Genomic DNA, 25,708 nt, shown 5'->3' with positions numbered 1-25,708 from the left:
ATGAGAAAAATTGGATTGCAACTGTACTCCATTCAACAAGAAGCTGAAAAGAATTTATTAGGTACATTAGAAAGATTGAAAGGGATCGGATTTGACAGTGTACAGTTTGCTGGATTATTCGGAATATCTGCTAAAGAAGTAAAAAAGGTATTGGACGAAAATACTTTAACTGTTGCTGGAGCTCATATTCCACTTCAGCAATTCTCTGGAGATGCATTTAAAAAGCAGATGGAAGATCAACTTATTTTAGAGAATGATTTGATGATCATGCCATACTTAACAGAAGATGAAAGAAGATCGATCGACGATTACAAGCGTGTAGCAGATGTGTTGAACGAAGCTGGATTAAGAAGCAAAGAGTATGGAATCCGTGTAGCTTACCATAATCATGATTTTGAATTTTACGAGCTTGAAGGTAAGATGCCGTTTGATTTGCTATATCAAGAAACAGATCCTGATTTAGTCAAGATGGAGTTGGATACGTACTGGGCAAAATATGCTGGGTTCGAGCCTGAAGAGCTGCTTAATAAGTATCGCTTCCGTTGCGTATCCCTTCACCTCAAAGATATGGTAGAGAAAGACGGGCATAAACAGAGCACGATCGCCGGAACAGGGATACTTGATATTAGTAGCTTCTTACGATTAGCAGATGAACAAAAAGTAGATTATTGCGTGATCGAGCAAGAACATTTTGAAGGAGATCTTATTTCGGAAGTTGAAAAAGGTGTGCAGAACGTTAAAGCACTTTTATAGAGGAGAACATAGTTGTGGCAGATATTAAATTTGTTTCTTATGTAGAAAAGAAGCATTTTGAGCTGATTCAAGAACTAAACAAACAAGAAGGCTGGACACAATTAGTTGAAAGGAACGAAGAAACAAAACAGGCTTGGAGTAAGTCGAATATAGCCTATGTCATGATAATGAACGAAAAGGTAATAGGTTATGCCCGTGGGCTAACAGATGAACACGTAACACTCTATATTTGCGAGATGCTATTTTCGAAGCCTTATCGTGGACTAGGATTAGGCGGAAAGCTCTTGAACATCATCCAAGTGAAATATCCAACAGCACGAATGGAGATGCTTGCATCCCGTACATCGCACACTTTTTATGAAGGGCAAAATTTCAGACCTTTTTATGGATATCGAAGAACGTATGAAGAATGTAAATTTTAGGAGGCGTCTTCCATGAGTGAAAAAGTAACGAGTATCTCTGCTATACAAAGTCACATTAACAATGTATTCGTGCATGTAACTGATCTTAAAAAATCTGTAGCATGGTATGCTGATCTATTGGGAATTACGATAGATGTAAGTGAAGTGCAATCACCTGTACATAACATTCCTGTAACAGGACAAACAGGATTATCACTAGATGATCATACGTTTGACCCATCTTTCCACCGATCACCTGGTTCAGGTCCTATGTTTAATGTATTTGCAGCAGATATTGATGAAGCATACAAAGAACTTCAAGGGAAGAATATGAAAGTAATCCGTGAGATTGAGTGGCACGGTGAAGTAGCTTGGTTCAATGTAGAAGATCCAGATGGAAACGTAGTTATGATCTGTAACTGCTAACAAATATGAAATTTTTAGTAACTGGCCATTACTAGCCTTCTTAGGTACTAGTGTGAGTCAGTTTTTTTGCATAATTATATAAACAGACATTCCATCATCAAGTATTTTCCTATTTGTGGTAAAGTGGATAATAGAACGTTTTTGGGAGGAATAGAAATGAACGATCAGAAAATAAATGCACTAAAAGAAGAGTTTGAGAATCTTGTAAGCGTCACCATAACTTCATTAAAAGATCTCATGAATTTTTTACATCAGCAAAAACGCATCTACGAAAGAGTAGAAGAAGAGATGCTTCGCCATTATATTGCCTTTCAATGTCAAAGTAATGATGAAGAAATTAAAAAGCAATTTGAATTTGATCAGCAACACATTAAGCCATTGTTTAAAAAGTATCAATCGATATTGGACGAGAAAGTGTTAGAATCACCATTTATGGCTGAACTGTCAGACGATGAATTTGGAGAATATAAGAAGAAACTAAGAACACAATTTGCTCTATTTCAAGAAACCAACTTGGAAATCGAAAAACAAGAGGATGCTCTAACGAATCAATACTTTGAGATCACAGGAGGTCTATCTTCAAATTGGGAAGGTCAAGAAGTAACGATTAGTGAACTCTTTGTTCATATTAGAGATTCAAAGCGTGATATAAGGGAAAAAGCGATGAAAGCTTTGTATGAACCTATTTTAAAAGAAGAAGAGAAACTTCATAGTATTCTTGATGAGTTGATTCAACTACGAGTGAAGAAAGCGGAGAACGCGGGCTTGAACGGTTTTAATGATTATATGTTTAAAAAATATAATAGATTTGACTACACGCCAGAGGATTGTACAGAACTCGCTGAATCCATACGTGAGCATGTTCTTCCGATAACGATACAACTTCAAAAAGAGCACAAAGCTGAAATTGGTGTAGATGTATATAAGCCATGGGATGTTCAAGCAGAAGCAATCGGTCGAAAACCATTACAACCTGTAAGTTCTGATGTGGAGTTGATCAATAAATCAGCGAAAGTATTAAGTGAACTTGATGTTACGTTCGGCTCTCTTGTCCATGAAATGAACGAGAAGAAGCTTTTTGATCTTACGAGCAGAAAAGGAAAAGCACAAGGTGGATTCTGTGAATCTTTACCTGAAACAGGGCTTCCGTTTATCTTTATGAACATGTCCAATACGGATAGTGACTTAGTTGTTTTTATGCATGAGATGGGGCATGCGATTCACGATCTATTAAAGAGCGATTTAGAATTATATGCTTATAAACAAATTCCAATGGAGTCGGCTGAGCTAGCTAGTATGAGTATGGAGCTTTTCACAATGGACCGCTGGGACGAGTTTTACAAAACAGAAGAGGAACTTAACCGAGCGAAGAAAGATCAGCTCAAAGGAGCATTGATGAGTCTTCCGTATATTTTGGTCATTGATCAGTTTCAGCACTGGCTGTATCAACATCCGAACCATACTTGGGAAGAACGTACGAAGAAGTTTGGCGAATTGAAAGATCGCTATGATGCTTCAATAATCGATTGGAACGGATACGAGGAATGGAAAGTAAAAGGATGGTTCTATACCCTTCATATATATGAAGTTCCGTTCTACTTTGTTGAGTATGCCATTTCTCAACTTGGAGCTATTCAGTTGTATAAAAAATACAAAGAAGATCCAGAGGGAACGATCCATAAATATAAAGATGCCCTGAAACTTGGAAGCTCTAAGTCAATTCCTGAAGTTTATGCAACTGCAGGAATTGAACTGGATTTTTCATCTAATAAGATCGCTGAGCTTATGGAGTTTGTTGCGAAAGAACTGGATCTGCTATCTTCAGTTAGATAATAAAACAAATAGTTAACGAATTTAAATAATTTAAAGGAATTAAGCTCTATTAGTAGAAATATTAGGATAAGGCGCACTTTATATAAATACCATGATTTATAGGATCAACCAATAAAGAGGTGTCCATAAATTCTTGTCATAACCGGTTGGTGAGAGAGTAGCTAATTGTAAAGCCTACATACCGATTCCGATATTGAGCCGGACTCTATTCCCAGTGAACAAAGGAGATTGTATGCTGGATTCTCAATAACGAGAGTAAAATATGCACGTTTAAACATACGATTTAGGATTCATTTTCCTAAGTAGGGGAAAATAAAGTTAAATGGCATATTGTTATGGGAAATTAATCGGAATATGAGGGGTGAGAGGTATGAGGAAACCCGATGACGAGAAATTATGGGACACTGGCACATCAGATTTTGAAGAAGGCGACAAGATCACCTTACACAATACCGAGCAGGGTGTTGAGAAAACTTACACGGTGAAGCGTGTGAAGGAGAACGGTGATATTGAACTCGTTTATTCCGTAAAAAAGCCGAGACCACCGATGCAGTAGCATAGATATAAATAGCAGGAACAGCTCACAAGATTAGTGAGCTGTTTTTCGTTTACTTGAAAGAAAAAGAAAAATGTAACAGGTATGAATAAATGGTTAATAGTAATAGGAATGATAAATTATGGGTGTTTATGATTATGTGATTAAGGTAAAACATGAGTGAAAAGCATATTGGAGAGGAAGTTATATATGACTCAAAAACCATTAATTGGATTAACAAGTACGATCATGTCGATCAATACCATTGAAACTCAAAATGAAAACGTTGATACGATCGTTGTTTATAATAAATTTGCGGAAACGGTTAGAGAAGCAGGAGGAATACCAATTGTGATTCCGATGGGCAAGCCAGAAGAAGCTGAGTTTTACGCAAACATGTGTGATGGGTTAATCTTTACAGGTGGTGAAGATATCAGCTCTATCACTTACAATGAGGAACCTCACCCAAAAGTAAAAAAGGTAAATAAGAATCGTGATGATTTTGAGATTGAACTTTTGAAAAAAGCTCGTGAGAAGGAAAAAGCTATTCTTGCCATGTGCCGAGGCTACCATTTATTAAATGTTAGTTATGGAGGAACAATCATCCAAGATGTAGAGAGTGAGTTTTCTGACAGTATTAATCATTTCCAATCATCTGCAACGCGTTCAGAACCTTCTCATACCGTTAGCATTGAAGAAGACAGTAAACTGTATAAGATTGTTGGTGAAAAAGAGGTTGCTGTAAATAGCTTTCACCATCAGGCGATCGGAAAAGTCGGCAAAGGGTTACGTGTTGCAGCAAGGGCTTCTGATGGTGTAATTGAGGCTTTAGAGCTGGAAGACCAAGAGAAAACTTTCCTGCTAGGAACGCAGTGGCATCCTGAAGAATTAAGACATGACAACGAGAACATGATGGCGATTATAAATACATTTATTAAGGAAGCAAAGAAAAGTAAGGAATAGAGATCGAAACCTCCAAAACAGGAGGTTTCTTTATTTATATAGAGAGGTAATGTTTATAATAGGAAACTTTTTTCGTGGTAAATCCGTAGTATATAGATAACAATCATTGAGGAGGCTGTCTCATGAACATATCGAGACTTTTGAAAATAATAACAGGTGGTATTGAAGCTTTCCTTGGTATTCCTTTTTTAGGAGGAGCCGTCATTCTTGCTTCAGCATGGGGACCACTTCAATTCATGTTTGTTTTTCACTTGATCACACTCATTATTTGTATTGTTCAAAAAGAGAGATTTACGGGTAGTGTATTGGGTATGATTACTTCTATCGTCGGTTATTTTCCTGGTATTGGAATGATCATGCATATCGTGACAGCACTAGTATTATTCTTTGATGCTGCAAGAGGGGGCACAAAAAAGAAGAACGAGCATGTCATCGATGTAAGAAAAGGGTATTAAAAAACGTCATTTCATACTGAAAGCTTTCAGCCTAAGGAGTGGTTGAAAGCTTTTTTATTTGAAGAAAAATGATACATTTATTGAGGAAAGAAAATTATGAGAGGGGATGAGAAAATTTGGAGATCTTATACGTTCCTTTAATACAGATTGCTATCGCTTATTATTTGTTTGTTCAAGCTCCGCTATATAATAAAGATCGCTGGCTGTGGGCCATACTAGGTTTTGTTTTTAGTCTTTTCACGTTAAGTATTTTTCTGATTTTAACAAACCGAAAAGGATTAGGTTGGACGATATTAATCGCATTGACTCTTTCTGCTATAGCGGGAATTCTATTTTTAAGTTTACTGGTCTGGGCTGTCTTTTTTTCAAAAGGGTAATGCTTGTATGAAAAAGAAGGTGAGTTTATGAAAAAACAACTAGTGTTTGTTTACGGGACGCTTCGAAAAGAGGGAGATAATGCCCACTATTTGGAGAATGCAAAATACATAGATCATAGTTGCTACGCCGAGGGACAACTATACGATACGGGTTGGGGTTACCCAGCGTTAATTCTTGAAAAAGATAAATGGGTAACAGGTGAGTTATATGAAGTAACTACGGAGGAACTAAAACGATTAGACGAGCTTGAAGATTTTGTAGAAAACAGAGCTGATAATTTATATGAGCGCATCACTGTGATGGTACACACTACAAGTGGTAAAGAAGAAGCTATCATGTATGTGATGAGAAACATAAAAGATCATTTTGTATCGATTGTTGAAAATGATTGGATCAGATATGTTAATTAGTAACATTAACAAAAAAAGAGGTCACCATTTATATGGTTGACCTCTTTCATTAGGAGAAAATTTTTCTCTATTTAGCAATCAAGGTATTGATACAATGAACAGCTGAGTCGACGTTATTAAACCGCTGAAGGGAGTTTGTTTCAATCTGAATCACTTCGAACGTTTGATCATTTTTTAAATACTTAACAGAAAAAACAGCTGAGTTGTTTTCACTAAAAGTGTGCGTAATATCGGATTCAATATACTGCCTGTTCTGTAAATTTAAGAGTATGTTTTTCACTTCTTGTTGGTTCATGATACATCGTCCCCTTTCTATTATGGGGGAACTTGTTAGGAACCCAAATAATAATATTAGTTTCCTTCCTTAATATTTATGCTAACATAAGTAAATTTGTAAGTACAGATAACGAAAGGCCCGTTCTTCTAAATTCATCCTTTTTTTATTGACAAAATCGCCTCTATTTCGACATTACCTTTCAATGCGCGTGAAATCATGCACGAATGCTCAGCTTTAATGGCGAGTTTTTGAAGAAGTGTCGAAATATCTTTTGACTGGTCATGTTTGATCGTGACGACCGGTCGATGGATGATTTTCTGATACGTAATCACTCCGTTTGTAACATCGACATATCCTTCTGACTCCATCGTTAAATTTATCTTATCAATCTTACTTCGTTCTATCATGGCAGCGAGTGTGATGATATAGCAAGTTGCCGCCGCCCCAAGCAACATCTCATCGGGATTCGTCCCAATTCCTGGTCCATCCATCTCTGGAGGTATTGATACCTTAGTCTTTAAATTCTGCGTTTCTATCGTTCCGGTAGCATTTCTTCCACCTGGCCAATGGGCATTTAGATAAAAAACATGTTGTGCCATATTTAAAATCACCTCAACTTCTTACTCCTTTAAGTGTAAAGCAAGTGAGCCTTTACGTCACATTTCCTGTTTAAAGTGTACAAAATGTAATTTTTTTGTTTTTTAGTGATCCAAATCAAATTTACCTCCGTTAGCTATTTGAAAACACTTACAGAAGGAGGTGATAACCAGGTGAAACGATTTGTACAATTAGTAGTATTCGCAGCTGGGATGAGTATTCCCGCGATCGTATCGGCGGATAGCGGAGGGATTCTTTCTCCGGTAACTAGTCTTACAAAAGAAACAGCTGAGATCGTTGAAAGTGTTCCAGACAAGGTGAATATTTCTACTAAAGATCATTCAGTTTCTGATGAGGTTGTGAGACCTACTCTTAACACAGTTACAAATATTGTTAAAGACACAACTCGTGCTGTCGACAGGGTGGATCAAACGGTTAACGAAGTAACCGAGACCGTAAAGCCTGTAGATGAAGCGGTCAAAACGGTAACGAATACAGTCGATACGGTAAAAGAAGCAGTTCCGACAGAAAAGCTAAAAAGTTCTAAACATATCGTAGATGTTAACCTTTCTGATAAACCTTCAATAAAAGTCGATGTGTTAGATCAGGAGGTGAACGTTACGGTCCCTGTTACACCGGAAAAACCTCAAATAGAGGTGAATCTTCCAGTCGTTTCAGAGATTGTTACTACTAAGCCGAAAGTTGAGGAAGTGGTCGAGGCAAAACCAGAACTATCTCCTACCCCAACACCAGTAACTGAACCTGTAGTGGAGAACAGACCGAATACTATTGAAACGATTAATGTTAATGAAACGAAAGGTGCGATAACCAAAAAACCGGTTGTTGTGACGAAAAAGGAAATTTTAGGAAAAGACATAGAGAATCCCGTTAGTACGAGTTCGAGTGGAGAAGTACTTAAAAAGAGCAGGGTTCAAGAAACCCAGAAACCTGTACGGCAAAAAACAAGTCCGGATTATCCGGTAACTCAAAAGGCAACTCAAACACAAATGCTAACTCCATCATCACAAGGTGGACAATCTCCCTCAGGTTCATCCAATGGACCGATGACTTCTTCAAGCACTGTTACGTTCTTGGCTATTCTAGATGGTGGACAGAGTGATACACAGCTTGAAACAGGAAGTCGACTTGGTGAGGGAGTTCGACACTATTATGATCAATGGCTAAATGCTCCACCTGGGCAACCACCACAATCTTTCTTCTTCTAATTCAAATTTGGTAAAACAAAAAAATTAAGAAGAAGAAGGAGAGAAATGACAATGAAAAGATCAAACTTTATTAGAACATTTGCGATTACAGGTGCTGCTGCGGCGGGGTTATTCTTTGGAGGAAGTGAAACATTTGCAGATGAAGGATCATCGAGTCTTAAAATCGGAACAGGGTTGTTCAGTAACATTCAGCTTTCTGATAAAGATGAAGAGTCTAATCTTAACCTTGATTTAGGTACTGTAACGGGCATCGAATTAGAGAGTTCAGATGATGATTCGAACCACAATAGCGTAAAAACAAACGTTGGTGCAAATGTAAATGCTGAGGCTTCGGGTGAAGAAGATGAAAAAGCTCAAGTAGGTACTGCTGTAAATGCTGGAGTTGAAGCGGAATCAAAAACTGAAGATCATAACGATGCTGCTAAAGCAAATGCGGCAGTCGGAACTGATACTACAGTTAAAAGTTCTTCTAATGATGAAAGTAAAGCGTCTGTAAACGCAGATACAAACGTTGAAGCGGAAGTACGTTCTAATGAAGCAGATAACAAAGATTCTACTTCTCTAAATGCGGGAGCAGATGTTCAAGCAGCTGTTGAAGCTCAAGATGAAAGAGAATCAAATACAGAGGCTGCTTTGAATGCAGATGTAACTGCAGGAGTAGAAGCAACTGAAGAAGACGAAGAGTCAAGTGCGAAAGTAGAAGTAGGCACAGATGTAATGGCGAACGTAACTTCTGAAGATGAAGAAGATAACTCTTCTGTGATGGCTGATACTGGTCTATGGGCAGGAGTAGAAGCAACTGAGGAAGACGAAGAGTCAAGCGCGAAAGTAGATCTAGGTACAGATGTGATGGCGAACGTAACTTCTGAAGATGAAGAGAATAACTCTTCTTTAATGACTGATGCTGGTCTATGGGCAGGAGTAGAAGCAACTGAGGAAGACGAAGAGTCGAGTGCAAAAGTAGATCTAGGCACAGATGTGATGGCGAACGTAACTTCTGAAGACGAAGAGAATAACTCTTCTTTAATGGCTGAAGCTGGTCTATGGGCTGGAGTAGAAGCAACTGAGGAAGACGAAGAGTCAAGTGCGAATGTAAATCTAGGAACGGACGTGATGGCGGCTATTATGTCTGAAGACGAAGAAGATCGTTCTTCTTTAAGCTCAATGCTTAACACGGATACAACACTTTCTCTGTCTTCTGAAGATGAGCTTGAAAATACTTCTCTTAAGTTAAATACTTCAATCATGGCAGACTTAATGAGCTCGTTTGATGAAGATGAAGATCGTTCTTCTCTACACTCTTCATTAGATACGGGTCTTGAACTTGGACTTGAAGGCGATGATGAAGACCGTGGGTTAAATCTAAATCTTTGGACAGGCTTAATGCTAGATGCAATGTATGAAGGACAAGATAGTGAAGATTCTATCTTAGAACTTTAATAGGATAAAAAGAGACGGCAGACGTGCTGTCTCTTTTTCTATGTGAAAGAATAGGAATAAGAGGTGAGTATAATTTATTAAATTAGTAATTTAACTATTTTTATAGGTTGATCTGTAGAAAACACCCTAATTAAATGGAGAGAATTAGCGAAGGAAATAAATTGTTGGGGGACAGTCCCTCATGTATACTTAAGTTTATTAAGTATACATGAGGGTGTTAGATTAGGAGATGGCGATATGGTACATAAAGAAACAAATCTAAAGTTAGTCGTAGCCGGGTTGTTGCTAGGTATTCTAATGGCCGCGATGGATAATACCATTGTAGCAACGGCGATGGGTACGATTGTTGCGGACCTTGGAGGGTTTGATAAATTCGTTTGGGTTACAGGCTCATACATGGTCGCCGTAATGGCCGGGATGCCTATTTACGGTAAGTTGTCCGATATGTATGGCAGAAAACGATTTTTCATTTTTGGACTTGTCGTTTTCCTTATCGGTTCAGCCCTTTGCGGTCTTGCTCAAAGTATGGAGCAGCTGATAGCGTTTAGAGCGATTCAAGGTATTGGTGGGGGAGCACTGATGCCTATTGCCTTTACGATTGTTTTTGATATTTTCCCTCCAGAAAAGAGAGGGAAGATGACTGGGCTTCTTGGGGCGGTCTTCGGAACTTCAAGTGTTCTCGGACCTTTACTTGGAGCATTCATTACTGATGCGATCAGCTGGCATTGGGTGTTCTATATTAACGTTCCTATTGGTGCAGCTTCCTTTTACTTGATCTTCCGTTATTATAAAGAAACACTGGAACATCGCGAGCAAAAGATCGACTGGTGGGGTGCCATCACACTTGTGATCGCAGTTGTTAGTCTGATGTTTGCTCTTGAACTTGGTGGCAAGACGTATGCATGGGATTCTACGCAGATCGTAGCTTTGTTTACGATATTTACTGTCTTTTTTATTGTGTTCTTTGCTGTAGAACAAAAAGCATCCGAACCGATTATTTCATTTTGGATGTTTAAGAAGAGACTTTTTGCTACTTCACAGATTCTAGGTTTTCTATACGGTGGAACATTCATTATACTCGCCGTGTTTATTCCTATTTTCGTTCAAGCGGTTTATGGAGGTTCTGCAACAAGTGCAGGCTTAATTCTTACACCAATGATGTTAGGTTCTGTTGCTGGAAGTATGATCGGTGGTATTTTTCAAACCAAAACCAGCTTCCGTAACCTCATGATTGTATCCGTAATTTCTTATTTCACCGGCATGTATATGCTGAGTGGAATGACACCGGATACGTCTAGAATGATGCTTACCTTTTTTATGGTGATTGTTGGATTTGGTATGGGCTTCTCGTTCTCTCTATTACCGGCAGCAACGATCAATAAGATGGAGTTTCGTTATAGAGGTTCAGCCAACTCTACAAATGCATTTTTGCGGTCATTAGGTATGACACTTGGTGTAACCATTTTTGGTGCACTTCAAAATCGGATTTTTTACGAGAATATAAGTGAGAATCTAAAAGGCTTTGCAGGGCAAGGTGCTGCGGCATTTAAAGAGATTGACCCGCAAAAAATATTTCAGGCAGGAGAACGATCTAAAATACCTCCTGAAGTCTTAGATGGAATAACAGCTTCAATGTCTGCGTCTATTACGACTGTTTTCACTTATGCATTGATTCCAATCGTAATTTCAGCTGTAGTCATATTGTTTATGGGGAATGAACGGGTAGAGACATCGAAACAAAATATAAAATCAAAATAATATTATAAAAGAGCTTGGGATGATAATATCCCAAGCTCTTTTAGTTTAAGCGGCACGCGTTGCTTTCTTTTCTTTTTTTGGAGCAACCGTATAAGACAACGATACGACTACATCAATCGCAAGTATCAGGGTCCAAATACGTGTGACATTATTAACAGTATCGTTTTTGTAGAATAGATCTGTCTTTGTTGTGTCATACCAATCTTTCCACAGGGAGTCTAATTGTATAGTTGATATGGCATCTGAAAGTCCAAATACCAGCCAAAAAACACCTTGTATGGTGATGAATAAAAGAATGTGCTTATAAAGATTTTGTCTTTCTTGCTTCGCATGTTGCATCCCATAAAGTGGTTTTGAATCGAGCAGTTCGGACTCAGGCAAGCCACGCCATTTGGCGACCTTTCGCTGTATAAAGCGATCTAATTTTTGAAAATCACTCTTTCCATACAAAAATGCATAAGCGATCACGACAAGAATAATAATTTGATAGGAGGAGAATTCTCCTGTTCTTAAATAATCAAAATATCCCATCGCAGCAATCCATAGGTCATTTAAGAGAAAGAGAATGAAGAATGCAATGCTTAATTTCTTTAGATTGAACCAATAACGTACCACTAAAAAAGATAAGGTGGAAACCCAAAATACGGTCTCGGCCAGAATGAGAAACACCCATTTATGATCCAGTACAAAATCCATTTGATGTTCATCCTTTCTTTGCTGCATCCTATAACAGTGTTTTACCATTTATAGAATACCACTTTAAAATGGGTAAGTCTCCCATATTTAGTATCATTTTTCTTTGTTATTATGTGATAATTAACAAGAAGAGAATATAAAAAACGGAGTGATTTTATGTATTCAGATACAGCTTCTGAATTGCGCTGCATTCGTAGGACATTGATTGTATTAGGAATCTTGTTATTATTTGTAATCGGGTCTATCAGTAATAGTGGTAGCGCAGAGAATGAAGAGTATCCTACTATTACAACGAATTCAGAAAATAATCTTGTCCCATTAGGTAACGGGTATTTTGGACTGTACTCCAACTTTGAAGAAACTGATTCAGGGCATGGAATGAAGATTTATTATTATGATGAAAAAGAGAATAAACTTGTGTTGAAAAAGGAGGAAGACTTAGATACTGTAGAAATTTCAGAATAATGTAAACGAGTTTTAAGGATTAGAAAAGTAAATGTAAAATACAAGTAAGTTGTTTTATTAAGTAAGTTCTTCAATTATATGATATACTTTTTCTTGATTATAAAAAAATTTATAACACTTAGGAGGTGACAACTTATATTCCAGTAACTTGGGGTATAAGGAGTCTTTTTGGACAGTTTGACCTTATTGAAATTACTTGCAGTAGCCGTACTTATTCTACTAACCGCTTTTTTCGTAGCAGCAGAATTTGCGATTGTTAAGATTCGTAAATCAAGAATTGACCAATTAGCTGAAGAAGGCAACAAACGAGCGATTGCAGCACAAAAGGTTATTTCAAACCTTGATGGATCACTCTCTGCCTGTCAGTTAGGTATTACAATTACAGCATTAGGATTAGGTTGGTTAGGTGAGCCTACGGTAGAAGCAATTCTCGGTCCAGTATTTGAAAAAATGGATTTAAGCCCGGCGATTGTTCATACATTATCATTTGCAATTGCTTTTGCATCCATTACTTTTTTACACGTTGTTCTTGGTGAGCTTGCACCAAAAACAGTAGCTATTCAAAAAGCTGAAACAATCAGCTTATTGTTATCACCTGCATTGATCGGATTCTATAGAGTTATGTATCCATTCATTTGGTTCTTAAACGGAAGTGCTCAGCTTCTAGTAAGAATGTTTGGTCTAAAACCAGCTTCAGAACATGAAATGGCACATACTGAAGAAGAACTTCGTCTAATCTTAAGTGAGAGCTACAAAAGTGGTGAAATCAACAAATCTGAGTTCAGTTATGTAGAAAAGGTATTCGAATTTGACGACAGAACTGCAAAAGAGATCATGGTCCCTCGCACTGAAATGGTTTGTCTTTATGAAGACAATACCGTTGCAGAAAATATTAATATAATTGCAGAAGAAAAATATACACGTTACCCTGTTGTAGGGGAAGATAAAGATAATGTTCTTGGTATGGTGAATGCGAAAGAAGTATTTTTTGACCTGATTAAAGGAAAAGAATACCCTCTTGAACATTACATTAGACCAACATTGAGCGTATTTGAAAATACACCGATTAAGGAAACACTATTAAAGCTTCAGAAAAAAGGATTTCATATGGCTGTATTAGTTGATGAATATGGTGGAACAGCAGGTATTGTTACCATTGAAGATATTTTGGAAGAGCTTGTTGGGGAAATACGTGATGAATTTGATGAAGATGAATCACCAATGATTCATGCAGTCAGTCCAAATGTTAAGCACTTTGACGGTAAAGTATTGATCGCAGAAGTGAACGACATTTATGGACTTGAAATTGATGATAGTGAACTTGATACTATTGGTGGCTGGGTTCTTTCACAAAACTCAGAGATACAAGAAAATCAGGTCATATCGTATGATGAATATGATTTCAAAGTGATTGAAATTGATGGACATCAAGTTAAAAAAATCGAAATTACGAAAAGACTTAATCAGGATGAAGTAACGTCTTCTTCATCCCAAGAATTAGAACACAACTTAGTTGAAAAAGAAGCTTAAGTTTTAAGAGACCATCCCTAACAGATGGTCTCTTTTCTTGTTTATTTTTTATGATGCAGGGAACAAATGAAGGTAAAGGAGGAGATTCATTTGAAATCTATTACTATTCAATTAGAATACGATGAGACAACAATCCAAGCATCGCAAAATATTGAAAAATTGTTGGAAGAACAACTTTCTGGAACAGATTTTAGATTAGTTTCCATATCCCCATCCTCAGAACATAACACGACTAATGTGATTAAAGATAGAGACTCTACAGGAGCTGGTGGACAGACTTCGCCTGATAATGAAAAGCCACCTAACAGAAATTAAGACGGGATTTCCCGTCTTTTTTCTTTATCATTCTAATTTCCCAGGAAATCGACTTAAATTGACAGAATATATTGACAAATTTATAGTGATTATTTACTATTTAAATAACTAAACTTTTAATACAAAAGTAAAAAGGGATGGAAGATTAAAAGGGGGCTGAGGGAAATGGTAAGAACGCCGCAATATCGCTTTATCCGTTTGATAACAGGCAGTGAAATATTAGATGTTGATATTTTTTTCTATACCAACAAAACAACTGTAGTGATAAGTATGCTTTATTACAAGCAAGAACATATTATCATGTCCTCTCATACAGCTCCGGATCGAAAAACTGCTTTGAAACATGCCTTTCATACTTTTTATGAAACAAAATTCATCTATGATCAAAAACAACTATCCATCATTAATTAAGAAAAACAATTAAGTAGTAAGAATATTTTTGAAAAAATATCTTTATTTGCAAAAGGACATGTGTTTATAATTTAGGTAATCATGAACGAAACGTTTTGATTAACGTTTTTAATGGAGGGTGGGTATGGAAACTTCAGATGGTCAAGTATTAGGAGACAGCCTTTTCATTAATCAAATGAGAACATACGCCAATCAATTTGAACATTCTGAAACACCTTTTCTTATCCAGAAAGATCGAACTTGGGTATATGTAAATCCAGCAGCAAGAAAGATATTAGAAGCAGAAGAAGATATCATCGGTCAGCCGATATGGAACAACCTCCCGAATGAGTTGCATAATTTAGTGGAGGAAAGGATTCAAACATGCGACAAAGGTATTGCCCCTAAGCCAAGTGAACAAACATGGATCACACAAAAGGGTAATCTTATTCAATTAGAAGTCATCGGATTTCCCCTGATGTTTTCATCACACGCCACACAAATTATCATTCGCAATTTAACACAGCAGCATCTTGAAAAGAAAGAAACGCTTGATCATTTAAAGCTTATAACTGAAAATATGATAGATATTATTGGAATTGTTAGTGGTGATGGAATCTTCACCTATTTGACACCTTCCTATTTTTGGGTAACTGGTTATACTCAAAGTGAAGCGATAGGTACCACTCCATTTAACCTTGTTCATCCGGAAGATAGAGACCGAGTGATTCAAGAATTTACTCGAATGATCATGAAGGAAATACCTCTTACGATTGAATATAGATACTTGAAAAAAGATGGGAGTTATATTTGGCTAGAGTCTAAAGGGACCCCTATCAGTCATAAAGACAACCTCTCTGCGATTGTTGCATCTCGAGATATTACAAAGAGAAAAGAAGCAGAAGCTGCCTTGAGAAAGAATGAATTCAAACATAAGATTATCTTGGATCATAGCAACGATTTAATCTGCTCAGTTGACATGAATGGAAACTATTTATACGCCTCACGATCATATAAAAATGTTTTAGGAATCGAACCAAGCTCACTCCTCGGTACAAGCGCTCTGAATTGTGTTCATTTGGAGGATCATGAGAGTGTAGAGAAATATATTAAATTAGTTGCCGCATTGGAAAATCCGCTTCCTCTTGTTTATCGCAAGATACATGCTTCAGGTCATCCTGTTTTATTAGAGGGTAAAGGCATGCCGATGGTGTCTGATGAAGGGGACATAGAAGGTCTCGTATTTATCTCTCGAGATATTACAGAAAAGAAAAAAGCAGATGAGTATATACGAAATAGTGAAAAACTTGCCGTATTGGGAGAACTAGCAGCAGGTGTTGCTCATGAGATCAGAAATCCACTCACATCCATTAAAGGATTGTTTTCTTTAATGAAAAATAGTGAGATCGATCAAAACAAACTCTATTTATATAATGAAGTAATCTGTGAGGAACTTCATCGGATTGAATTCATCGTGAATGAGTTTATGGCATTAGCAAAACCAGACGCTACTCAATATATGAAGAACGTGAACATTATTCAGCTTCTGCAAGACACTGTAATGTTACTAACGTCTGAAGCTAATTTGTACAATGTAGAAATTCGCCTATTATTCAAAGAGAAGGATCTCTTTGTCTCTTGTGAAAAGAACCAGATTAAACAAGTTTTCATCAATGTGATTAAAAATGCGATCGAAGCTATGAATGATGGTGGAATTCTCACGATAGCCATTGAAGAAACGACTGATCAGAAAATTAAACTCATCTTTGTAGATAATGGGATTGGAATTGAAGAAGAAAGGTTAAAGAGCATTGGCGTTCCTTTCTTTACCAATAAGGAAAAAGGAATTGGTCTAGGGCTAACGGTTAGTAATAAAATTATTACAGAGCATAAAGGACATTTAAAAGTAGAAAGTTACCCTGGTAAAGGAACAACCGTTTCTATCACTTTACGAAAAACGGAATAACTTAGAGATTAAAGTTCTGAATGGAAAAGACTGAACTCGGAATGAGAGTTCAGTCTTTTTAAATTCCGTCAAACAGCCTAAAAACACTTCTTCCAAGTAGTCGAATCAGCCAGATGATAAGTTCAGGAATAACCAATACAAGATCAATAATAAAGTCTAGCCATGTGTATGTTTCATTGTTGTACTTCTTTTTCTTTCTCCGTCTGAGTGCCATTTTGCCATCACCTATTCCTTTTAATCAAGATAAATACTTTTCACACTAATACGATTAATTATGTTTATGAAGTAAAGATTTAATAAAGAAGAACAGGACATAAGAAGCATAAGGTATGTTGCGAATTGTGATTAATAACTAGTGCACCAGTTCGTCTTTTAATTTCAATTAATAAGATTAGTAAGTTGTTCCTATGTGTAGCCATTTATACGTTTACATAAAAAAATAGTTTCTTAACATTTCCTCTCTATAATGAACGGTGTACTAAATTCATTTAAAAGGGGTTGCATCAAGCATGGATGAAAGACCGATGGATGAATGGGTTAAGAAGCTTACAGAAGACAGCTTAAAAAAAAACAAACTGAATCGCAGAACTTTTCTCTCGGGTGCCGGAAAAATTGCAGGAATTTCACTGGGGCTTACAATTGCTCAGTCGCTAGGGAGCTACGAAGTGAACGCGGCACCAAAATTTAGAAATTATCCGTTCACATTAGGTGTAGCATCAGGTGACCCGTTAGCAGACGGCGTTGTTTTATGGACAAGATTAGCACCAGATCCATTGAATGGCGGAGGAATGCCTAATCAGGCTGTACCTGTTAAATGGGAGATCGCAGAAGATGAACGATTCAAAAAGATTGTGCAAAAGGGCACGGAGCTAGCGCGTCCTAATCTGGCGCATTCTGTACATGTTGAAGTAGAAGGACTTAAGCCGAACCATGTATACTTTTACCGATTCAAAAGCGGATATGAATTCAGCCCGGTTGGAAAAACGAAGACTCTCCCTAGAAAAGGTGCGAATGTGAAAAGTATGACTTTTGCATTTGCATCTTGTCAGCAATATGAACATGGTTTCTTTACAGCCTATCAGCATATGTCAGAAGAAGAGTTAGATTTTGTTGTTCATCTTGGCGACTACATATATGAGTATGGACCTAATGAATATGTATCACCATCTGGCAATGTTAGAACCCATAGCGGTCCAGAGATTATGACACTTGAAGACTATCGAAACAGACATGCTCAATATCGTTCAGATGGTAATTTAAAGGCAGCTCATGCAGCATTCCCTTGGATCGTAACGTGGGATGATCATGAAGTAGAGAACAACTATGCAAACATGATTCCCGAAAAAGGACAGTCGGTTGAAGCGTTTGTAAAGCGCCGTGCTGCAGGTTATCAAGCGTATTATGAGCACATGCCACTTCGCCGATCTTCCTTACCACACGGAGCTGACATGCTGCTCTATCGAGACTTCACTTATGGAAACTTGGCAATGTTCAACGTTATGGATACACGACAATATCGTGATGATCAAGCCAACGGAGACGGAAGTAAACCACCTACCCCTGAATCTCAAGATCCAAATCGAACTTTAACAGGTATAGAACAAGAACGATGGTTGCTTCGGAACTTAGGAAACTCTAAAGCACATTGGAATGTTCTTGCTCAGCAAGTATTTTTTGCACAGAGAAACTATGGGACGGCTGAGGCGCCTAGGCTGAGTATGGATGCATGGGACGGGTACACGGCATCACGTGAACGTATCACAAATTTTATACAATCAAAGAATTTAAATAATATTATTGTACTGACGGGCGATGTACATGCAAGCTGGGCGTGCGATCTAAAAGCGGATTACAATGATTCATCATCTAATGTATTTGGAGCTGAATTTGTTGGTACATCCATCACATCTGGCGGAAATGGTGCTGATAAACGTTCTGATACTGATAAGATATTAGGGTTGAATGCTCATATTAAGTTCTTCAACGATTATCGTGGATATGTGAAATGCACCGTTACACCTGAGGAATGGCGAACAGATTATAAAGTCGTTCCGTTTGTAACTTCACCAGGTGCTGCTATCTCGACGCGTGCTTCATTTGTCTATCAAAAAGATCAGAATGGTCTTCAGCAGGTTGGGGCAGCGGCTGTTGCTGAAGGAGTTAAAGTATCTCGTGAAGTAGAAGAAGACCGAAACCGTGCTCATGGTAAAGCACATGAGAAGCAGATGAAGAAAACCGGTGTAGAAGCTGGGCAATAAATTTAGGTAGATGCGGTTATGACGAAGAAGCTTCTGCCGCATATAAGGTTGAGTAGGAAGAGCTACTTTGGGATTGGACAGATTACCCGTTCAATCGGACAGATTAACACTCCAATCGGACAGATTCGTCATGCAATCGGACAGATCAACGTTTGAAGCGTACAAATACAATTTCCTCTAACTAAAGAAAGCTAACTTCATGAGTCAAAACAGCAATGCCATGCTAGTTTTTTAGTCTCAGAAGTTAGCTTTTTATCTATTTTTTATCTTTCATCGCTGCTTTTAGAGCATCTGCTAGACTGTTTCCAAAGCCTTCATCTTCTTTGTTATTACTGTATTTTTTGAGAAGCTGCCGTTCTTCTCGCTTCGTAACTTTCTTTTTCTTATCCTCTGCTTTTTCCACCACATTACATGGTTTACACTGAAAATAAGTGCCTGCCTTTCCGTTATGCAGTTCCATCTTTTTGTGACACTGCGGACAGCGGCGGTTCGATAGCTTAGGATCTTTACGGCGTCGATATGAACATTCACGATCAGAGCACACAAGAACTTTGCCGTCGCGTCCTTTAACTTCTTTCAATAATTTTCCGCAATCAGGACATTTGGATCCTGTGAGGTTATGCGCACGATATTCCTGAGAGCTTGTTTTGATTTCCATTACAAGCTGTTTCGTCTGTTTTCGGATGTTGGCTAAAAACTCTTTCGGATTTCCTTTCCCGCGTGCGATTGCTTCAAGTTCTTGCTCCCATTTAGCCGTCAGTTCAGGTGACTTCAGCTCATCGTTCACAAGATCGATTAACTGTTTTCCTTTTGGCGTGGGGTGCAGCTTATTGTTTCTTCGATCAAGAACTTCAGAACCTAACAGCCTTTCTATAATTTCAGCCCTAGTAGCTGGAGTTCCCAAACTATACTTCTCCATACGAGATAATAGATCTGCCTCTGTAAAACGTGAAGGAGGTTCGGTTAACTTCTTATCCGCGTTTACATCTTTAACAGATAGCGATTGCCCTTCTTTTAAATTCGCGAGTGCGCGCGGGCTTTCTTCATCTTTACCAGACAATACTTTAAATCCTGGATCAAGCACTAGCGTTTCACGGGCTATAAATGTTTCACCCGCAACGTTTAATGTAGCGGTCAACGTTTCCGATCGATAAGCTGGATAGAAAAGAGCCAAGAAGCGGCGTGCAATCAAGTCATATAATTTACGTTCATCATTATCGAGATCACCTAAGTGCAATGGTTCATCTGTCGGGATGATCGCATGGTGATCCGTTACTTTTGAATCGTTAAACACTTTCTTTGCTACTACGTTTCCTTTTTGTTTTAACAGAGGTTGCACTTCTTCACGATATCCTGAAGACATCCCTTGAAGTCGGTCATACATCGTATTTTCCATATCCTTCGTTAAGTAGCGGGAATCTGTTCTTGGATACGTAACAAGCTTGTATTGTTCATAAAGTTTTTGTAGTACTGAAGAGGTCTTCTTAGCAGAGAAACCGAAACGACGATTGGCATCACGCTGTAACTCAGTAAGATCATAAGGCATCGGATGCGCTTCTGTTTTTTCTTTCTTCTGAAGTGAAGCCACTGTGGCTTGCTGCTCTTTTACTTTTGCAACGATGGCTGTTGCTTTCTTCTCCTCAAATAGACGCTTCTCTCCGTTATGTTCCCATGATGCTTTTAACAGACCGATCGTCGCATCAATCGTCCAAAAGTCTTTTGGCTGGAAAGCGTTAATCTCTTGCTCGCGATCCAGGATCATCGCAAGTGTCGGTGTCTGAACGCGACCAGCAGATAGCGGATCGTTGTATTTCGTTGTTAGTGCACGAGTCACGTTCAGTCCGATCAACCAGTCTGCCTCAGAGCGGCAAACCGCAGATTGATAAAGATTGTCATATTGTTTAGCAGGTTTGAGTTGATTGAATCCATCTCGAATGGCTTTGTCTGTTTGAGATGAAATCCATAAACGCTTTACTGGTTTTTGCCATCTCACTTTTTCCATGATCCAGCGAGCGACAAGTTCGCCTTCACGCCCAGCATCTGTTGCGATTACAAGCTCACTGATATCTTTGCGTTTAGAAAGTTGATCAATCGCACGAAATTGGTGACTAACTTGTCTGATCACTTTTAGTCCTATATGGTTTGGAATGATCGGAAGGTCTTCCAAGCGCCATTGTTTATACTGTTTGTCGTAGTCTTCTGGCATTTTTAATTCAACTAAATGACCGAGTGCCCAAGTAACGATGTGTTTAGGTCCTTCAATATAACTCTTATTTTGTTGCTTACAGCCAAGGACACGAGCAAGATCGCGTGCAACGCTCGGCTTTTCGGCAAGGATTAATTGTTTCATAGTTTACCCCTTTCAAACTTCTACTCTTGTCATTATAACAGAGACAAAAAATAAGCTAAAAATGACGGATTATTTTTCTGAAACATTTTAAATGATGTATACTGAATAGTGAGTCTATTTTATTTTGTGAAATATATATATTTTATCATTACAGTAGTTTCGGTATGGCTGAGGGGAGAAAGGGAACATGTGGAGAAACCGGAATTTTTTAATTTTGATGTTTGGACTTGCTGTATCTAGCACAGGTCTATGGGTAGGGATTATTGGGAATCTTGAATTTTTGCAGATGAATGTTGAATCCTCTTTTTTGCAGGCTTTAATCATTTTGGCTGGATTTCTAGTAGGAATTTTTCTTGCACCGATGGCCGGTCGAATCATTGATCGCAGCAATAAGAAAAAGATATTGATCTATGCTGGGTTTGCTCGATGTGCAGCTATCTTCTTTATGTATTTGGCAATCGCTTATAACAATGTTTGGTGGATGGTCGTTTATACGCTTGTTATCGGTATTTCCGGTACGTTCTCTCAGCCTGCCATGCAAACGATGCTTCCGTTAATCGTTAAGAAAGAAGAACTTCTAGATGCCAATGGTGTCAACATGAACATCTTTACGGCATCAAGAATCGTAGGGACTGCACTAGGAGGCGTGATGCTGGTTGGTATGTCACTATTTTCTTTGTATACGGTCACTCTAATTTCATATGTGATCCTTCTTATATCTACTTTCTTTTTAGATGTGGAGGAACAGCCTAAGAAAGCAGATTCCTCAGGTAGAAAGGATAATTTCTTCAGAACGCTTGGGGAATTGTATCCCATTATAAAGAACGAACGTAAAGTTGTGTATGGAATCTTTTTATTGATTCCAGCTTACTTATTTTTATCTGGATTTAACTTGATGGTTATTGAAATCAGTGAGTTGCAGGATAATGCGGGCATAAAAGGAATTCTTTATACGACTGAAGGCGTTTGTGTATTCATTGGAACGTTCTTATCGAAGAAATTCTTTAGAGATAATCCGAAGTTAAGCTATATGTTCGCTATTACGTTCATTATCGCTGCTGCACATACATCTTTGTTTTTAGCAGATCATCCAATCATGTCGGTTCTTTCTTTCGGATTATTTGGTCTTGCTGCAGGAACGCTGTTTCCTGTCGTCACTACCATTTTCCAGACGGATGTCCCGTCAGATTATCACGGCAGGTTTTTCTCTATAAAAGGGATGGTTGATAATATTATCTTCCAGGTTTTGATGCTGCTAACAGGATTGTTCCTAGACACGATTGGATTTCATAAAATGGTCATAGGATTTGGTATCACATCGTTCTTGATTGCGTTTGTCATCTATTATCAATATAAGACTAAGAGTGGATCAAATAAGAATGATAGAATGGCAGCAATTAAATAAATACGGGTTCGAATGAGAGTGGCTAATCGTCACTCTTTTTTCATACTTTGGTTCTGGGTTGATATCGTTTAAGTTATAGGACCATAACAGCAAGATTGAGGACGATTTGCTCAGTTAAAATGGTTAAAATAATGAAAAGATGATAGATGGAGGTGTGGTCTGTGGGTACAATACAAATGTCGTTTGACGAGATGTGGGATAAGATCATGGAATGTAACAGGTCCTATGACGGCCTTTTTTATACAGCAGTAAAAACAACTAAGATCTTCTGCCGTCCATCCTGTCGTTCACGAAAACCTAAAAAGCAAAATGTAATCTTTTATGACTTTATCGCACAATGTGAGGAGGCAGGCTATCGAGCTTGTAAAAGATGTCAGCCGGAGATCGAACATTGTCCACAAATAAATCTGATTAGAAAAGCTACAAGTTTCTTAGTAAATAATCATCAAAAAAGAATTCTTCTACAAGATGTAGCTGAACATTCTGGAGTGAGTCCATTTTATCTTGAACGATTATTTAAAGAAGAATTGAATGTTACGCCTAGAGAATATGTGGAGAACATTCGAATAGATAAAGCGGCTTATCTGTTAAGTAACACTTCAAAAACCAGTCTTGAGATATGCTATGAATCAGGATTTCAGAGTCCTTCTAACTTTTATAAAAAGTTTCGTGCGTATAAGAATTGCTCACCAAGTGACTACCGAAAGTCCAGAGAAGCTAAGGTTACGAATCATGAGATGGACTGAAGAATTAGATGGATCATTGAAGATAGAGTTGCCAGCGGAATTTTCCTATAGCGAATGTCTTGTGTTTCTTGAGAGATCACCACAAGAAGTTCTTCACCACATACATGATAAACATATTTATAAGTTAATAATGGTGAATGCTGAACTGATCTTGATCAAGATCAGTTACAGAGTTCACGTACTCGTAATAGAATTTCCAGATAGAGAGCCTTTAAATAAGGGAAAAATCGTTGAATTTATTGAGAATTGGTTTGATCTAAATCAAGATCTTTCCTTATTTTATGATGCTGTTTCAGAAGATAGTCTATTACAGCCGCTCGTAAAACAATATTTTGGTTTGCGAATGATCGGAATTCCTGACCTATTTGAAGCATTGACTTGGGCAATCATGGGACAGCAGATCAACTTAACATTTGCCTATACTCTGAAGCAGAGTTTGGTCGAGAGCTATGGGAAGAAACGGGTGCTTCATGACAAGGTTTATTGGGTATACCCATCTCCTGAAATCATAGCAAGTCTTCAGATTGAGAATTTAAGAAAACTCCAATTCACAACGCGAAAAGCTGAATATGTGATTGGTGTTGCAAAAGAAATAGTTGAAGGTCGTCTATCAAAAGATGTATTAAGATCATCTGAAGATCCAGCTCGACATCTTGTGTCATTAAGAGGAATTGGACCTTGGACAGCAGATTATGTGTTGATGAAATGTTTACTAAAGACCGATGCTTTTCCAGTTGCTGACGTAGGGCTTCAAAATGCCGTGATGAAACAGTTGGGATCGCAGCAAAAACCAACGGTAAAAGAATTAAAGAAACAAGCAGAAAATTGGAGTGGATGGGAAGCATACGCCACTTTTTATTTATGGAGGTCATTATATGAGTAAGCACTATAAATTAGAGATAGATTCTCCTATAGGCGTTATCGAAATTTTAGGAAACGATGACGTTGTTCAGTCCATCCTTTTCGTAGAAAGTGAGGGGGCGATAGAAAATCAACATGATATCCCTGCTGTTCTACTAGATTGCCGCGATCAACTTATAGAATACTTTCAAGGTGTAAGGCAAACTTTTACGTTTCCATTCCAATATAGCGGTACTCCTTTTCAACACACAGTCTGGAATTCACTAGTTGGTATTCCGTTCGCAGAAACCGCCTCTTATCGAGATATTGCCATCACGCTTCAAAAAGAAAAAGCGGTTCGGGCGGTCGGGAATGCCAATGGAAAGAACAAGTTAAGTATTGTGGTTCCTTGTCATAGAATTATAGGCTCCAGCGGGAGCTTAACAGGCTATGCGGGAGGCTTATGGAGAAAAGAATGGCTATTACATCATGAGAAAACGGTTAAAGAAACACGATTAGTATAGAAATATAACTTTTATATTAAAATAAATACAGAACGAATTTATAGAATAGTTAGATAATTCAATCATATTAAGGCTTCAGGATTATTTTTATCGATTTATAAGAAAACGGATACATTTTAATTTACAATAGTAAGAAAAAGTATTAAAATGAGAAAGTTCCAAAAAATAGAAATATATATAGGGGGCTTTTTTGATGAAAAAGTTTTTAGCGGTAACAGCGGCTGCTGTTCTTGCGCTTAGCGTAGGTTGCAGCAAGGAAGAAGAAAAACCAAAAGAAGAGGCTAAGCCAGCTGTTGCAGAAAAGAAAGAAGATGGAAATGCGGAAAAAATCACACTCCTTAATTTTGAAGGTGAGCTTGTAAACCAACTTCGTGGCTACCATGCACCATTCAACGCATATGCTGCAGGTCTAGAAAAAGAAGGGGAAGAAGCTCTTCCACAAGCAGAGCTTGATAAATTAAAAGCAGATGCTAAAGCAAGTGGTGAAAAAGCAGTTGCAGAGATTCCTTCTATTGAAGTACCATCAGATCTAACAAAAGAACACCAAGAATCTGTAAAAGCATCGCTTGAAGAACTTAAAAAGTCTTATGAAGCTCGTGTAGCTGGCTTAGAAGATGAAGCAAAAGCAACTGAAGCTGATGAATTATTTACAGCATTTGAAGAGAAGTTAAATACAGTACATGAAGATTTAAAAATGATTCCAGGCAAATTTGCGAGTGAATTATAAAAATTATTGAACTGCTGTCCCTAAAAGACAGCAGTTTTTTTTTA

Annotated in this window: 29 protein-coding genes; 24 read left to right on the top strand and 5 right to left on the bottom strand. The window is 37.9% G+C overall.

Features of this window, described 5'->3' with window-relative positions:
• From H9648_RS06320 to H9648_RS06280, 9 genes are all read left to right on the top strand, one after another.
• Positions 1-753 (top strand): sugar phosphate isomerase/epimerase family protein, encoded by a 753-nt coding sequence (locus H9648_RS06320; RefSeq protein WP_191753039.1) that lies wholly within the window; start codon positions 1-3, stop codon positions 751-753.
• Positions 754-767: 14 nt separating this feature from the next.
• Complete coding sequence (locus tag H9648_RS06315) at positions 768-1,175, top strand: GNAT family N-acetyltransferase (RefSeq protein ID WP_318243491.1); 408 nt, start codon at positions 768-770, stop codon at positions 1,173-1,175.
• Positions 1,176-1,187: 12 nt separating this feature from the next.
• Positions 1,188-1,580: a VOC family protein gene (locus H9648_RS06310; RefSeq protein WP_191753038.1), complete on the top strand. Its 393-nt coding sequence runs from the start codon at positions 1,188-1,190 to the stop codon at positions 1,578-1,580.
• 156 nt (positions 1,581-1,736) lie between these two features.
• Positions 1,737-3,413 carry a M3 family oligoendopeptidase gene (locus tag H9648_RS06305; RefSeq protein ID WP_191753037.1) on the top strand — a complete coding sequence of 559 codons (1,677 nt, stop codon included), beginning with the start codon at positions 1,737-1,739 and terminating at the stop codon, positions 3,411-3,413.
• 370 nt (positions 3,414-3,783) lie between these two features.
• A complete protein-coding gene (locus tag H9648_RS06300) occupies positions 3,784-3,969 on the top strand; it encodes a hypothetical protein (protein ID WP_191753036.1) in 186 nt (61 codons plus the stop codon).
• A gap of 189 nt (positions 3,970-4,158) precedes the next feature.
• Positions 4,159-4,911 carry a gamma-glutamyl-gamma-aminobutyrate hydrolase family protein gene (locus tag H9648_RS06295; RefSeq protein ID WP_191753035.1) on the top strand — a complete coding sequence of 251 codons (753 nt, stop codon included), beginning with the start codon at positions 4,159-4,161 and terminating at the stop codon, positions 4,909-4,911.
• Positions 4,912-5,033: 122 nt separating this feature from the next.
• Complete coding sequence (locus H9648_RS06290) at positions 5,034-5,366, top strand: hypothetical protein (protein ID WP_191753034.1); 333 nt, start codon at positions 5,034-5,036, stop codon at positions 5,364-5,366.
• Positions 5,367-5,482: 116 nt separating this feature from the next.
• Positions 5,483-5,743: a hypothetical protein gene (locus tag H9648_RS06285; RefSeq protein WP_191753033.1), complete on the top strand. Its 261-nt coding sequence runs from the start codon at positions 5,483-5,485 to the stop codon at positions 5,741-5,743.
• Between the two features lie 27 nt (positions 5,744-5,770).
• Positions 5,771-6,154 carry a gamma-glutamylcyclotransferase family protein gene (locus H9648_RS06280; RefSeq protein WP_191753032.1) on the top strand — a complete coding sequence of 128 codons (384 nt, stop codon included), beginning with the start codon at positions 5,771-5,773 and terminating at the stop codon, positions 6,152-6,154.
• A gap of 67 nt (positions 6,155-6,221) precedes the next feature.
• On the opposite strand, the gene H9648_RS06275 is transcribed toward H9648_RS06280, so the two are convergent.
• Together H9648_RS06275 and H9648_RS06270 are read right to left on the bottom strand one after the other, a co-directional pair.
• Positions 6,222-6,449, bottom strand: a complete 228-nt coding sequence (locus tag H9648_RS06275) for a hypothetical protein (protein WP_191753031.1) — start codon at positions 6,447-6,449, stop codon at positions 6,222-6,224.
• 134 nt (positions 6,450-6,583) lie between these two features.
• Positions 6,584-7,030: an OsmC family protein gene (locus H9648_RS06270; RefSeq protein ID WP_191753030.1), complete on the bottom strand. Its 447-nt coding sequence runs from the start codon at positions 7,028-7,030 to the stop codon at positions 6,584-6,586.
• A 171-nt stretch (positions 7,031-7,201) separates the two neighbouring features.
• Between H9648_RS06270 and H9648_RS06265 the strand changes: the two genes are divergently transcribed.
• The 3 genes from H9648_RS06265 (at position 7,202) to H9648_RS06255 (ending at position 11,452) form a co-directional block, all read left to right on the top strand.
• Positions 7,202-8,254: a hypothetical protein gene (locus H9648_RS06265; RefSeq protein WP_191753029.1), complete on the top strand. Its 1,053-nt coding sequence runs from the start codon at positions 7,202-7,204 to the stop codon at positions 8,252-8,254.
• A 51-nt stretch (positions 8,255-8,305) separates the two neighbouring features.
• Positions 8,306-9,694: a hypothetical protein gene (locus H9648_RS06260; RefSeq protein WP_191753028.1), complete on the top strand. Its 1,389-nt coding sequence runs from the start codon at positions 8,306-8,308 to the stop codon at positions 9,692-9,694.
• Between the two features lie 237 nt (positions 9,695-9,931).
• Positions 9,932-11,452 (top strand): MDR family MFS transporter, encoded by a 1,521-nt coding sequence (locus H9648_RS06255; protein WP_191753027.1) that lies wholly within the window; start codon positions 9,932-9,934, stop codon positions 11,450-11,452.
• Between the two features lie 45 nt (positions 11,453-11,497).
• Here the strand turns inward: H9648_RS06255 and H9648_RS06250 are convergent, their stop codons facing one another.
• Complete coding sequence (locus tag H9648_RS06250) at positions 11,498-12,148, bottom strand: hypothetical protein (protein ID WP_191753026.1); 651 nt, start codon at positions 12,146-12,148, stop codon at positions 11,498-11,500.
• Between the two features lie 156 nt (positions 12,149-12,304).
• On the opposite strand from H9648_RS06250, the gene H9648_RS06245 reads away from it, so the two are divergent.
• From H9648_RS06245 to H9648_RS06225, 5 genes are all read left to right on the top strand, one after another.
• Positions 12,305-12,613 (top strand): hypothetical protein, encoded by a 309-nt coding sequence (locus tag H9648_RS06245; RefSeq protein WP_191753025.1) that lies wholly within the window; start codon positions 12,305-12,307, stop codon positions 12,611-12,613.
• A 177-nt stretch (positions 12,614-12,790) separates the two neighbouring features.
• Complete coding sequence (locus tag H9648_RS06240; RefSeq protein WP_191753242.1) at positions 12,791-14,143, top strand: hemolysin family protein; 1,353 nt, start codon at positions 12,791-12,793, stop codon at positions 14,141-14,143.
• 90 nt (positions 14,144-14,233) lie between these two features.
• Complete coding sequence (locus tag H9648_RS06235; protein WP_191753024.1) at positions 14,234-14,458, top strand: hypothetical protein; 225 nt, start codon at positions 14,234-14,236, stop codon at positions 14,456-14,458.
• 165 nt (positions 14,459-14,623) lie between these two features.
• Positions 14,624-14,869, top strand: coding sequence for a hypothetical protein (locus tag H9648_RS06230; protein ID WP_191753023.1), 246 nt, complete (start codon positions 14,624-14,626; stop codon positions 14,867-14,869).
• Positions 14,870-14,993: 124 nt separating this feature from the next.
• Entirely contained in the window at positions 14,994-16,814 is a 1,821-nt protein-coding gene (locus H9648_RS06225; RefSeq protein ID WP_191753022.1) for a PAS domain S-box protein, read from the top strand.
• 58 nt (positions 16,815-16,872) lie between these two features.
• Here the strand turns inward: H9648_RS06225 and H9648_RS06220 are convergent, their stop codons facing one another.
• The gene (locus H9648_RS06220) at positions 16,873-17,028 is read right to left on the bottom strand and encodes a hypothetical protein (RefSeq protein WP_191753021.1); all 156 of its coding nucleotides are present in this window, start codon (positions 17,026-17,028) and stop codon (positions 16,873-16,875) included.
• Positions 17,029-17,323: 295 nt separating this feature from the next.
• On the opposite strand from H9648_RS06220, the gene H9648_RS06215 reads away from it, so the two are divergent.
• Both H9648_RS06215 and H9648_RS06210 read left to right on the top strand, forming a co-directional pair.
• Positions 17,324-19,072, top strand: a complete 1,749-nt coding sequence (locus H9648_RS06215; protein ID WP_191753020.1) for an alkaline phosphatase D family protein — start codon at positions 17,324-17,326, stop codon at positions 19,070-19,072.
• 18 nt (positions 19,073-19,090) lie between these two features.
• On the top strand, positions 19,091-19,228 hold the full coding sequence (locus H9648_RS06210) for a hypothetical protein (RefSeq protein ID WP_191753019.1): 138 nt from the start codon (positions 19,091-19,093) through the stop codon (positions 19,226-19,228).
• Positions 19,229-19,328: 100 nt separating this feature from the next.
• Here H9648_RS06210 and H9648_RS06205 read toward each other — a convergent pair whose 3' ends face one another.
• Positions 19,329-21,422 (bottom strand): DNA topoisomerase III, encoded by a 2,094-nt coding sequence (locus H9648_RS06205; RefSeq protein ID WP_191753018.1) that lies wholly within the window; start codon positions 21,420-21,422, stop codon positions 19,329-19,331.
• A 187-nt stretch (positions 21,423-21,609) separates the two neighbouring features.
• Here H9648_RS06205 and H9648_RS06200 point away from each other — a divergent pair, with 187 nt between their 5' ends.
• The 5 genes from H9648_RS06200 (at position 21,610) to H9648_RS06180 (ending at position 25,664) form a co-directional block, all read left to right on the top strand.
• Complete coding sequence (locus H9648_RS06200; RefSeq protein ID WP_191753017.1) at positions 21,610-22,827, top strand: MFS transporter; 1,218 nt, start codon at positions 21,610-21,612, stop codon at positions 22,825-22,827.
• A 191-nt stretch (positions 22,828-23,018) separates the two neighbouring features.
• The gene (locus H9648_RS06195; protein WP_191753241.1) at positions 23,019-23,573 is read left to right on the top strand and encodes a bifunctional transcriptional activator/DNA repair enzyme AdaA; all 555 of its coding nucleotides are present in this window, start codon (positions 23,019-23,021) and stop codon (positions 23,571-23,573) included.
• The gene (locus H9648_RS06190; RefSeq protein ID WP_191753016.1) at positions 23,560-24,456 is read left to right on the top strand and encodes a DNA-3-methyladenine glycosylase family protein; all 897 of its coding nucleotides are present in this window, start codon (positions 23,560-23,562) and stop codon (positions 24,454-24,456) included. The genes H9648_RS06195 and H9648_RS06190 overlap by 14 nt, the downstream gene beginning before the upstream one ends.
• Positions 24,449-24,937 carry a methylated-DNA--[protein]-cysteine S-methyltransferase gene (locus H9648_RS06185; protein WP_191753015.1) on the top strand — a complete coding sequence of 163 codons (489 nt, stop codon included), beginning with the start codon at positions 24,449-24,451 and terminating at the stop codon, positions 24,935-24,937. Before H9648_RS06190 ends, H9648_RS06185 begins: the two co-directional genes overlap by 8 nt.
• A 193-nt stretch (positions 24,938-25,130) precedes the next feature.
• A complete protein-coding gene (locus tag H9648_RS06180; RefSeq protein WP_191753014.1) occupies positions 25,131-25,664 on the top strand; it encodes a hypothetical protein in 534 nt (177 codons plus the stop codon).
• Positions 25,665-25,708: the final 44 nt, after the last annotated feature.

The sequence above is a fragment of the Fictibacillus norfolkensis genome (genome assembly GCF_014836645.1).
Lineage (GTDB): Bacteria > Bacillota > Bacilli > Bacillales > Fictibacillaceae > Fictibacillus > Fictibacillus norfolkensis.
The sequence above is the reverse complement of the archived record's forward strand: the minus strand, read 5'-3'. Positions and strand labels throughout refer to the sequence as shown.